Below are 11,417 nucleotides of genomic sequence, written 5' to 3'. Positions count from 1 at the left end.
TCTCCCCGCCACGATCACCGTGATGAGCTGTGCGAGCACCCCAACGACTCGACACACCAGACCCGGTGACCTGCACGAATCACGATGAAACTTCCTCATTGGTGACGATCTCGCTGACCAACGGCTCGGTCGTCTCGCTCAGCGGCTCCGGGTTCCAGCGGCTGAGTGCTCTGCGCGCCAACCGATGCGATCGGCCCCCGCTTTGGGCCCGGGGTCCAAGGTGCCATTGAATCGAGTCCCCTGGCGCGATGCCTGGCGCTCCAGCAGCCAGCGGATGTCGCTGTAGAGCTCCACGACTCAGGCGGCCCGTCCCACGGCGTCCAGCCGGTCGGGGACGTCCTCGGGGAACGCCCGGTCGAACGCTGCGCCGTGGTCGGCGACGAAGGTGCGGAAGTCCTGGGTGGCGTCTTGGAGGCGTGGGTCGCGCGCCACGTCCCGTGCGGCCTCGGCGATCAGATGCTCGACCGTGGTGCCCTATGCGGCAGCACGCTGCTACAGCTGGTCGTCGACCTCTAGGTTCACTGACTTCGGCATGGTTCGACGGTAGCGCAGAGCCGCTCTGTCAGGCGTGTCTGCGCCGGATCCGGTCATGCGCCGCCCTTGGTGGGCGTGGTGGTGCGCATGTTGAGCGGCCGGGTCCAGTCACCGGTGGCGGCGTAGCCCTTCAGCGCGTCGTGCAGGACGGTGCCGGCGTCGCGGCGCAGCCCTTCAGGGAGGATCGAGACGCGGTGGCAGGGCGGCATGCCGGGTTCTGTGCCGTAGTCGGCGTACTTGCCGTCGTCGTAGCGGCCGGCGGCCGGCGTGACGTCGACGGCGGCGTGCAGGATCTCCCAGACCGTGGACGGGGCGATCGGGTAGCCCAGGCGGGCGAGTTCGCCCTGAATCCGCCGGTGGCCCCAGGTGCTGTTCTCGCGGGCCAAGCGCAGGATGAGCCGCTTGACGATGGACGCGGTAGAAGGTCGCCCGGGGCGGCGGTGCTGAGTGAACGTCCACTTGTGGATGATGAGTTGACGGTGCCAGGCCAGCAGTGTGGCGGGGGTGACCGCGAAGACCTGGCGCCAGCGCTCCCGTGGGATCAGCCGGGAGAGTGCGGCGAGCCAGACCCGGTCGGCGGGCTCGTACCGGACCCGGGCGATCTGACGGCGCAGCACCGCGTTCTCATGCCGCAGCCAACACCTCCGCGTCCTTGGCCACGCGGCTGCGCAGCACTGCAGCGGGCACGGTGATCAGATTCCGGACCAGCGCAGCGACGACCGACAGCGACATCCGCACATCGTCCCAGAACGCTCGAAGCCGCGTCGCCAGGATCAGCAAACGAGCAGGCCACAGCCCCGAATCGTATTTTCGAGCGGGGCAGCCTCTCAAACCGTCGAGTCCGGAGTGTCGTCGCCGCACTCGGCGTCTCTTTCCGTTCGATGCCGAGCATGTTGTCCATGCGGTTGGCGGCGTCTCGGAGGGTCGTCCCCATCACGTGGGCGTAGGTGTCGAGCGTCATGGTGATGGTGCTGTGCCCGAGCGCCGCCATGATGGTGGGCGACCACTGCTCAGCCGCGCGGTCGCGCGGGTTTCGTGCTCGCCCGCAGGATCACCCGTCCGGCCACCCGGGTGACCGACTGCTCCCGGGCGTCCGAGGCCAGGGTCATCTCGATCGCGCGTCGGCCCATCTCGCGTAGGGGCAGCCCGACGGTGGTCAGACCGGGGTCGTGGTCACGCAGCGTCGGAATGTCGTCGAAGCCGGCGACCAGAACGTCGCGTGGGGTCTGCAGACCGGCGTCCCGGAAGGCGGCCATCGCGCCCAGCGCCATCACGTCGTTGACCGCGAAGACACAGGCCCCCCACCGGCGCTCCGGCCGGATCGAGGCGATGACCTGTTGCGCCGCCTCATAACCCCCGTCCCTGGTGAACTCGCCCGGCACCACCGCCACCGGTTTGTGGCCCGCACGACGTAGTTCCCGGACGAAGCCGTTGGTGCGCTCGACGGCCGTCGCCAGCTTCTGCGGGCCGGCCAGGACGACGAAGTCGGTGGTGCCCTGCGCGATGAGGGCCTTGGCCAGCGCCGCCGCCCCGGCGCGGTTCTCGGGCGTGACGGTGTGCGTGCCGGACAGCGGTTGGCCGATGACGGCGACCCTCCCGCCGAGGTCCCGGTAGCGGTCGAGCAGGACCGTCAGCCGCTGCTGGTCTCGTAGCCCGTCGTCGGTGTTCAGCCGCGAGCCGACCAGGATGATCGCGTCGGTGCGGTGGCTGAGGAACGCCTCGACCGCCCGGATCTCCTGTTCGGTACTGCGCAACGTGGTCGCGAGCAGCACCTGGCGGTCGCGTTGCGACGCCTCTCCCTGCACTCCCGAGGCGATGGTCGAGAAGTACGGGTCGGCGATGTCGTGGACGACCAGCCCGACCAGGCCCGTCTGAGCGCCGGCCAGGGCCCGCGCCTGTGCGTTGGAGACGTAGCCGAGCTCCTCCGCCGCCCGGCGGACCGCCTCCGCGACCGCCGGAGAGGGCCGGCGGCTGGAGCCGTTGAGCACGCGGGAGGCCGTCGATTGAGAGACGCCCGCGCGGATGGCTACGTCGGTGAGGGTCACCCCGGCCACGAGCTCATCCTTTCGTGTTGGTGGTGCCACTTGTCGGTCGAGGTGGCGCGCCGACTGTCCGCATCCCGCCGCCGTCCTTGGGCAGCAGACCCGGCAGCACCAGGTTCAGGTACCGGTCGACCATCCGGGCGATCACCGCCGTGCCGTCGGACGCCCAGATGTCCTCGTTGAAGATCTCGACCTCGACGTCGCCGGTGTACCCGGCGTAGGTCATCCATCGGCCGATGCCGGCGAAGTCGATGTGGCCGTCGCCCATCATGCCCCGCGAGAGCAAGGCGTCGGCGGCGAGGGGCAGGTTCCAGTCGGCCACTTGGTAGCACGCCAGCCGCCGCTCTGCGCCGGCCCGGGCGATCTGGTGCGCGAGGTCGGGATCCCACCACACGTGGAAGGTGTCGACGACGACGCCGACGACCTGCGGGTCGTATCCGGCGGCGAGGACGACCGATCCGTGGTCACAGGGTGACCTCCGGGATCTGCACCCGGCGCCCCTCGTCGGACGAACACAGCGCCAGTTCGGCGAGCTGCACGCCCCGCGCCGCGGAGAGCAGGTCGTGGCGGTGCGGGCGGCCCGCCGCCACGTCACGCAGGAACTCTTCCCACTGCAGCTTGAACCCGTTGTCCAGTTCGGCGTTGGCCGGCACGTCGAGCCACTGGTCGCGGAACGGTTCGGTGACCGGGAGATCCGGGTTCCACACCGGCCTCGGGGTGTGCGAGCGGTGTTGGGCCACGCATCCGCGCAGGCCCGCGACCGCCGAGCCGTGGGTGCCGTCGATCTGGAATTCGACGAGTTCGTCGCGGTACACGCGCACGGCCCAGGACGAGTTGATCTGCGCGATGATACCGCCGTCGATCTCGAAGATGCCGTACACCGCGTCGTCGGCGGTGGCCTGGTATTCGCGGCCCTGCTCGTCCCAGCGGACCGGGATGTGCGTGGCGGTCTTGGCGGTGACCGCCCGGACCGGTCCCAGCAGGTTCTCCAGGACGTAGCTCCAGTGACAGTACATGTCGACGGTCACGCCGCCGCCGTCCTCGCTGCGGTAGTTCCACGAGGGTCGCTGGGCGTCCTGCACGTCGCCCTCGAAGACCCAGTAGCCGAACTCGCCGCGCAACGACAGGATTCGCCCGAAGAAGCCTTCGTCGATCAGCCGGCGCAGCTTGACCAGGCCAGGCAGGTAGAGTTTGTCGTGCACCACGCCGGCCACGAGGCCGGAGTCACGGGCCAACGCGGCCAGCTCGACCGCCTCGTCGAGCGTCGGGGCGAGGGGTTTCTCCACGAAGACGTGCTTGTGCGCCGCGATCGCGCTGCGCAGAGCCGCCGGGCGCTCCGCGGTCACCTGCGCGTCGAAGTAGACATCAATGGACGGGTCCTTGAGCACCTCCGCCAGGTCGGTGCTCCACCGCTGCACCTGGTGGCGCTGGGCGATCTCACGCAGACGCCCCTCGTTGCGTCCGACAAGTACCGGCTCCACCTGCAGGCGCCTGCCGTCGGGCAGCGTCACGCCGCCCTGCTCCCGGATCTCCAGAATCGAGCGGGTGAGGTGCTGCCGGTAACCCATGCGGCCCGTCACGCCGTTCATGGCGATGTGCAGAGTGTCCGAGGCCGATGTCGATGCCACTGTGCCTCCGCGAGCATTGGAATGCGTATTCCCACCGTAGGTTTCCGGTGTTTCGGCAGTCAAGGGAGCCCACTCCGGACTGGCCGGAATCGCCGACGTGTACGTCCCTCGGTGATGCGTCAAGGCCGACTCGGGCGGGAGTTGAGTGGGCGATCCACCGCCCAGCCCCGATCGGCGCACCGAGAACAGCTTTCGTCAGCTTTACGTCACTCGTTCCGTACCGGTTCAGCGGATCCCGATCCGACCCTTGACACCAGCCGAAGGGGGCTCCTACTTTCGCCGGAAAGCGCATTCCCGACCCGCGAACGAAATACCGGACCCGCGAACGAAACACACGTACAGGGGTGCTCCGATGAGTCATGCGCATACCGCGGCGGTGGACTACACCGCTGAGGTGTTCATCGACGGCCGGTTCGAACCTCCCGCGTCCGACTGGCTGCCCGTCCTCGACAAGGGATCCAGGGCGGCGTTCGGCCGCTACGGCAACGCGTCCGCGGCACAGGTCGACCGTGCGGTCGCCGCGGCGCGACGGACCCAGCCGACGTGGGCGGACACCGACGCCAACACCCGGTGCACAGCGCTCCGGGCCTTTGCCGCCGAACTGGACCGCCGCCACGACGAGCTGATCGAGCTCATCATCCGGGAGACGGGCGCCACGGCCGAGAAGGCCGAGGAAGAGCTGGGCCAGGCCGTCAACCAACTGCTCAACTCTGCCACCCAGCTCACCGAGACCGCCGGCTCGATCCTTCCCCCGTACAAGGGCGGCAAGATCTCCCTGTCGCGCGCGGTGCCGCTGGGCGTCATCGGCCTCATCGTCCCGTGGAACTATCCGATGAGCCTGGCGATGCGGGCTCTGGCACCAGGGTTGGCCTACGGGAACGCGGTCGTTCTCAAGCCTGCCGAGCTCACTCCGATCGCCGGCGGTCAGGTGCTCGCCGAGGCGGCCCGCGCCGCCGGGATACCGGAGGGCGTGTTCGCCGTGCTGCCAGGGGACGGGCCGGGCACCGGCAGCGCGCTCTACCATCACCCCGGGCTGGACCTGATCCACTTCACCGGATCGTTCGAGGTCGGCCGCGCGATCACGGACTTCGCCGCCCGGGCGGGCAAGGCGGTTGTGACCGAACTCGGCGGGGACAACGCCTTCGTCGTGCTCGACGACGCGGACATCGACCAGGCGGCCAGCTGCGCGGTCTGGTCGTCGCTGTGGTACCAGGGGCAGACGTGCATCAGCGCGGGGCGGCACATCGTGCACCGGGAGGTGGCCGACGCGTTCACCGAAGCCGTTGTGGAGCGGGTACGCAAGCTCCGCGTCGGTGACCCGCTGCGCGACGATGTCGACCTCGGTCCGGTGATCAGCGCCGTCCAACGGGCCCGTTTCCACGACCGGCTCGTCGAGCCGTCCGTCGCGGCCGGGGCGAAGGTCGCGGTGGGCGGCACCTACGACGGGCAGTTCTACCAGCCGACCGTGCTGACGGATGTCACACCGCAGATGCCCATCTTCTGCGAGGAGACCTTCGGGCCCGTCATGCCCATCACCGTGGTGGACTCCGAGGCCGAGGCCCTCGACCTCGTCAACCGCCACCGGACCCTGATGAACTCGGTCTTCACCGGCGACCCGCTGCGCGGTCTCGCCTTCGCCGAACGGGTCGCCGGCAACGAGGTGCACGTCAACGACGGCTACGCCCGTCACGGTGGCGAGGGACAGATCGCCGCGTTCACCCGTCGGCAGTGGGTCGGCGTACAGACAGCTCCGGTGTCCTACCCGACCTGGGCACAGGGGAGTTAGCTGGGCCGGGGCACCCGACACCAGGACACCGGACCCGGCAACCACACCGTCAAAGGAGACACCGAAGTGCTCGGGGGCTATCTCAAGAAAGCGGCAATCCTCGGCCTGGCCGCCACCACGGCCCTGACCACCCTGGCCGCCTGCGGCTCGTCGAAGGACTCGTCCGACGGGAAGAGCGACGGGCCCGTCAAGTTGACCTTCGTCAACTGGGACGGTGGCATGAAGGACGTGGTGGACGAGTGGAACCGGCAGAACCCGAACGTACAGGTTGAGCTGACCAAGCCGTCCGGCACGGGCTACACCCTGTACAACAAGCTGATCACGAACAACCGGGCCGGCACCAACCCGGACACCACCGAGGTCGAGTACCAGGCGCTACCCGCCCTGATCGCGAACAAGGTGGTGGTGCCGATCGACGACTACGTGGGTGACCTCTCGAGCGACTTCGACAAGGCCTCTCTCGCCCAAGTGCAGTTCGACGGCAAGACCTACGGCGTTCCCCAGAACATCTGTCCGATGATCTTCTTCTACCGCAAGGACATCTTCGACCAACTCGGCCTCAAGGCGCCGGCCACGTGGGACGAGTACGCGGCCGCCGCCGAGACCATCCACAAGCACAACCCCAAGCAGTTCATCGGCAACTTCACTGCGGTCGACGCGGGTTGGTTCGCGGGCCTGGCCCAGCAGGCGGGGGCCAACTGGTGGACGGCCTCGGGCAGCAAGTGGACGGTCGCCATCGACGACGCGCCCACCAGGAAGGTCGCCGACTACTGGGGCGACCTGATCCAGAAGGGGCTGGTCAGCCCGGAGCCGAACTGGTCCCCGCAGTGGAACACCGACATGAACAACGGCACCCTGGTCGGCTGGGTCAGTGCGCAGTGGGCGCCCAACCAGTTGCCCGGGATCGCCAAGGACACCGCCGGCAAGTGGGTCGCCGCGCCGCTGCCCGCCTGGACTCCGGGTGACCAGACCGTCGGCATCTGGGGCGGCGAGAGCGAGGCGGTGACCGCCAACTCCAAGCACCCGGCGGAGGCCGCGAAGTTCGTCAAATGGATGAACTCCTCCGCCGGCGGCGCGAAGATCCTCATCGAGAAGGTCTCCGCGTTCCCCGCCTCGAAGGCGAACCAGCAGTTGGACGCACTCAGGACGCCGCCGCCGTTCATGTCCAACCAGCCGGACTACAACACACTGATGGCTCAGCAGGCGGGGAACGTGCGGACCTTCCAGATCTGGGGTCCGAACGCCAACGTCACCTTCGACAGCTACTCCAACGCCTTCGCCGCCGCGCTGCAGAGGAAGACGCCGTTGTCCGCGGCGCTGACCGAGATGCAGCAGGCGACGGTCGGCGACATGAAGCAACGCGGCTTCGACGCCACCGGCTGACCAACCACCCAGCCACACGACGGGAAGAAGGGTTCATGAGTGCCATCGAGGACCAGGCGGGTCCACGCCCCAGGCCCGGCACACTGCCCCCGGGTGTGGGTCCCCGCCGGCTCCCCGGTGGCCTCGCCCCGGCCTTCCGCTCCCGGCCCCGGGGGCGACGGCGCACGCTTCTGCCGCAGTTCCTGCTCGCACCCGCGGTGCTGCTGTTCCTGCTGTTCACCGTCGCCCCTGGCGTCTACGCCATCTACCTCAGCTTCCTCAAGCCGCAGATTGGCGGAGGCCTGCTCGGCAACGAGAACCCGAAGGACGTCTTCGCAGGCCTGGAGAACTACCGGGCCACCCTCGCCGACTCCGAGTTCTGGCACAGCATCCTGCGGATGCTGCTGGTCGCGGGCATCGGCGTACCTGCCACGATCTTCTTCGCCACCCTGTTCGCCCTCTGTCTCGACGCGAAGCGGGCACGGCTGGTCGGCATCGCGCGACTGGCCATCTTCCTGCCGTACGCCGTACCGGGTGTCATCGCTTCGCTGCTGTGGGGCTTCATCTACCTGCCGGCGACCAGCCCGATCGGCGGTGACCACATCGACTACTTCGGCTCCGGGCAGGTGTTCTTCTCGGTCGCCAACGTGGCGGTGTGGGGTGTACTCGGCTTCAACATGGTGGTGCTGTACACCACGCTGCGCAGTCTGCCGCGCGAACTGTTCGAGGCCGCCGAGATCGACGGCGCCAGCGAGCTGCAGATCGCGCTGCGCATCAAGCTGCCGCTGCTCGCCCCGACCATGACGCTGGTGACGGTGTTCTCGTTGATCGGCGCGCTGCAGCTGTTCAACGAACCGACCACCTTGAAGCCCATCGCCAACGCGATCAGCTCGACCTGGGTGCCGCTGATGCGCGTCTACACCGACGCCTTCGTCAATAACGACATCCACCGGGGAGCGGCCACCTCGTTCCTGCTCATCATCATGACCGTTGCGGCCACCGCAGTCGCCAACCTGCTCCTGCGCAGGATTTCCCGAAGGAGTGAGCGATGACCGCCGTCACCACCGGGCCCGCCTCGGCGGCCGCGCGCCGGCGGACGCGCTCCGGTCGCGTCAATCTGGTCCCCACGATCATCCTGGCCCTCGGCGCCCTGTACTGCGTGCTGCCCGTGCTGTGGATCGTGATCGCGTCCACCAAGACCAACGATGAGCTGTTCTCCACGCCGCCATTCAAACCCTCGTTCAACGGCGGATTCGTCTCCAACATCGAGGCGCTGTTCACGTACAACGACGGCATCTTCGCGCGTTGGGCGCTCAACTCCCTGATCTACGCTTTCGGCGGGGCCGCGCTGTCGACGGTCATCTGCGGCTGCGCCGGGTACGCGCTGGGCAAGTACCGCTTCCGTGGCAGCATCTGGACGTTCCGGATCATCGTGGCCGCGGTACTGCTTCCCCAGATCATGCTGGCCATCCCCCAGTTTCTGATGCTGGCGCAGGTCGGCCTGACCAACAACTACGCGGCGGTCATCCTTCCGCAGCTGGTCAGTCCGTTCGCCATCTACCTGTGCAAGATCTACTCGGAGGCCTCGGTCAGCGACGACATCCTCGAGGCGGCCCGCGTGGACGGGGGCTCGGAGTGGCGCATCTTCCTGGCCATCGGTACCCGTCTCATCGCCCCGGCACTCGTGACCGTGTTCCTCCTACAGTTCATCGCCATCTGGAATAACTTCCTGCTGCCGTTCGTCATGCTCAACACCGACCGCCTCTACCCGCTCACCGAGGGGCTGTACGGACTGCTGATCATCACCGGCGGCCAGGCCGCGCAGTACTCCATCGTCATCATCGGGGTGCTGTTGTCGATCATTCCGCTGGCCCTGCTCTTCCTCTCGTTGCAGCGGTACTGGCGAGTCGACCTGCTCTCCGGGGGAGTGAAGGCCTGATGCTTCACGGTGCCGGCCCCCGATCGGCGGTGGCGGCGCTGCCCCGCCTGGGCTTCGGGGCGGCGGCCATCGCGCAGCCGCCCGTACCGACCAGTCAGGCCATGGAGTGTCTCGGCGCGGCATGGGACAGCGGGTTCCGCTACTACGACACCGCACCGATGTACGGCGACGGGCGCTCGGAACTGCTTCTGGGGCGGACGCTGCGGGGCCGGCCGCGGGACTCGTACCTGCTGAGCACCAAGGTCGGCCGGCTGGTGCGGCCCGGCCACCCGGACACGGCGCGCACCGGTGCGGGCTGGATCTACGACTTCAGCCACGACGGAGTCCGCACCTCCCTCGACGAGAGCCTGCGGCGGTTGGGCGTCGACCGGGTGGACCTGGTCTTCATCCACGATCCCGATCGCCACTGGGAACAGGTCCTGGACGGCGCATGGCCCGCCCTCGCGCAGCTACGGGACGAAGGGGTGATCGGCGCGGTGGGGGTCGGCATGATCCAGGCACCCATGCTGGCCCGGTTCATCCGGGAAACCGACATCGACGTGGTGCTGGCGGCCGGCGTCTACACCCTGCTCGACCCGCAGGCCCGCCTAGAACTGCTGCCCGAGGGGCCGCCCGGCCCGTACTTCCCGTACAGCTGCGCCAGGCGTTCGCGGTTGTTTTCGGCGAAGGCCTCAAGTCGACTCAAGTTAATAACTAAAGCCTGATCCGGGGAGCCGTTCGGGTCTGGGGTGCTGCGGTGGAGCAGCGGAGGCCGGAGTGGCGAACGGTTCCCGGCTCGGCGGCGCGGCGTGTGCCACGCTGCCGACATCTGGGCGGGGTATCCGCATGCCCGACGAGAGCCGCGGCACCGCCGCTCCAACGTCCCGCCGGATTCAGGGCGAAGACGGTCACACCCTCGCTGAAGTCGAGACCGGTTCCGCGGCCAGTTCGGCGTCTGTGGTGGTGGAGTTGATCTCGCTGGCCGCCAGGCGGTCCTGTTCGGCGTCCCAGTCGGCGAACTCCTTCAGCGGCCGGGGGTCGCCGTTCATGAGGACGGTCCGGTACCAGGCCCGCACGCCCAGGACCTGCAGCCCGATGCCGCTCCCGTCGCTGTACGGCTTCCCGAACTCCGACTTGGGCTCGATCAAGCGAATCGACGTCTGGTAGATCCCAAGGCGCCGGGCCTCCCCACCGTGTCACCGACCGTCAGCTTCCCGGGAACACGGCACACGGGAGGCCGAGAGGGCACAGGAGACCGTGATGCGCGTCCCAAGCATCCGGATCGGCGAGACCTGCCAGGTGAAGGCCCCGCAGCCCACCGGCCCACCGATTCCGCCTCCCGGGCGGATCGTTGCGAAGACCTCGACCTAACCTCGCCTACATACGACACCGCGGTGTTGGGTCCCTCTGCTTGCGAAAGCCCTGCGGACCGCAATCTGAACGTCGGGGGCACCCCGGGCACGCGGTTCGAGACCGTGCCACACCCAGGGCAGGCCGCCTTGAGGCCCTCAGGAAGGGTGGTGACCGTTCGCCCGGCGCGACCTGGAGCGGGCGCGTTGAGGCAGCCACATGAGTGACAACGCCCCGTTCCCGTTGGACGCATGGTATGTAGCCAGGTGCGTACGTAACGGGACAAATGGCTGGTGCTAAATTACCTAATCTTTGTTCTTTTGGTGGCATACCATTCCTTACTGTGACATTGGTCATGCCAGCAAAGTGCCAGATTTCCTGACGATCGGATCACTGCGGAAGGTACCGACGTGGCGGCACAGGGACGGCGCGCCGTCCCCATTGGCCACCGCGATGGGTGCGCCCGCAGCGGAAAACAAGAACACCGAGACAGCCTGGGCAGGCCGCGCTCATCCAGGACCAGCACCTCTTCGAGAAGCTCGCCCGCGCACCGCTCGCCTAGGCGCCGTCCCGCGCTTCCACCGCGCGGTCGGCCAGAGAATCGCACATCACTGGTCTGCACCAGGAGGGAAATACATGAGTGACAACACGGCGTCCACCCCAGAGGACGGGTGGAGCGGTGAAGGGTGTCCGGCCGCCGCGACCAGCACCATCCTGCGCCGCAGCTACGACTACGACCGCAGCATCAACGTGCAGGGGGGCCTGGACCTGGGACACGCGTTCTGCTGCTTCCAACG

The 11,417-nt window shown here is 68.1% G+C and carries 9 protein-coding genes and 2 pseudogenes; 5 read left to right on the top strand and 6 right to left on the bottom strand.

The window, feature by feature from the left end:
- Positions 1-297: 297 nt before the first annotated feature.
- From EFK10_RS51925 to EFK10_RS07440, 5 genes and pseudogenes are all read right to left on the bottom strand, one after another.
- A complete protein-coding gene (locus EFK10_RS51925; RefSeq protein WP_265737479.1) occupies positions 298-432 on the bottom strand; it encodes a hypothetical protein in 135 nt (44 codons plus the stop codon).
- 365 nt (positions 433-797) lie between these two features.
- Positions 798-1,266, bottom strand: a pseudogene (locus EFK10_RS07460) (integrase core domain-containing protein); the annotation flags it as partial.
- Positions 1,267-1,544: 278 nt separating this feature from the next.
- Positions 1,545-2,588, bottom strand: coding sequence for a LacI family DNA-binding transcriptional regulator (locus EFK10_RS07450; protein WP_127354951.1), 1,044 nt, complete (start codon positions 2,586-2,588; stop codon positions 1,545-1,547).
- A 4-nt stretch (positions 2,589-2,592) separates the two neighbouring features.
- Positions 2,593-2,994, bottom strand: a pseudogene (locus EFK10_RS07445) (sugar phosphate isomerase/epimerase family protein); the annotation flags it as partial.
- 46 nt (positions 2,995-3,040) lie between these two features.
- On the bottom strand, positions 3,041-4,165 hold the full coding sequence (locus EFK10_RS07440) for a Gfo/Idh/MocA family protein (RefSeq protein ID WP_127354953.1): 1,125 nt from the start codon (positions 4,163-4,165) through the stop codon (positions 3,041-3,043).
- 391 nt (positions 4,166-4,556) lie between these two features.
- Here EFK10_RS07440 and EFK10_RS07435 point away from each other — a divergent pair, with 391 nt between their 5' ends.
- The 5 genes from EFK10_RS07435 to EFK10_RS07415 all read left to right on the top strand — a co-directional run bounded on the left by EFK10_RS07435 (position 4,557) and on the right by EFK10_RS07415 (position 9,995).
- Positions 4,557-5,990: an aldehyde dehydrogenase family protein gene (locus tag EFK10_RS07435; protein ID WP_127354949.1), complete on the top strand. Its 1,434-nt coding sequence runs from the start codon at positions 4,557-4,559 to the stop codon at positions 5,988-5,990.
- Between the two features lie 66 nt (positions 5,991-6,056).
- Positions 6,057-7,373 (top strand): ABC transporter substrate-binding protein, encoded by a 1,317-nt coding sequence (locus EFK10_RS07430; RefSeq protein ID WP_206305346.1) that lies wholly within the window; start codon positions 6,057-6,059, stop codon positions 7,371-7,373.
- Positions 7,374-7,408: 35 nt separating this feature from the next.
- Complete coding sequence (locus tag EFK10_RS07425; RefSeq protein WP_127354948.1) at positions 7,409-8,404, top strand: carbohydrate ABC transporter permease; 996 nt, start codon at positions 7,409-7,411, stop codon at positions 8,402-8,404.
- A complete protein-coding gene (locus tag EFK10_RS07420; protein ID WP_127354947.1) occupies positions 8,401-9,291 on the top strand; it encodes a carbohydrate ABC transporter permease in 891 nt (296 codons plus the stop codon). The genes EFK10_RS07425 and EFK10_RS07420 overlap by 4 nt, the downstream gene beginning before the upstream one ends.
- Complete coding sequence (locus EFK10_RS07415; protein ID WP_127354946.1) at positions 9,291-9,995, top strand: aldo/keto reductase; 705 nt, start codon at positions 9,291-9,293, stop codon at positions 9,993-9,995. Before EFK10_RS07420 ends, EFK10_RS07415 begins: the two co-directional genes overlap by 1 nt.
- 183 nt (positions 9,996-10,178) lie before the next feature.
- Here EFK10_RS07415 and EFK10_RS07410 read toward each other — a convergent pair whose 3' ends face one another.
- Positions 10,179-10,418 carry a hypothetical protein gene (locus tag EFK10_RS07410; protein ID WP_127354945.1) on the bottom strand — a complete coding sequence of 80 codons (240 nt, stop codon included), beginning with the start codon at positions 10,416-10,418 and terminating at the stop codon, positions 10,179-10,181.
- Positions 10,419-11,417: the final 999 nt, after the last annotated feature.

The organism is Streptomyces soli (genome assembly GCF_003999195.1).
GTDB lineage: Bacteria > Actinomycetota > Actinomycetes > Streptomycetales > Streptomycetaceae > Actinacidiphila > Actinacidiphila soli.
Note: the sequence above shows the minus strand (reverse complement) of the source record. Positions and strands in the feature narration are given on the sequence as shown.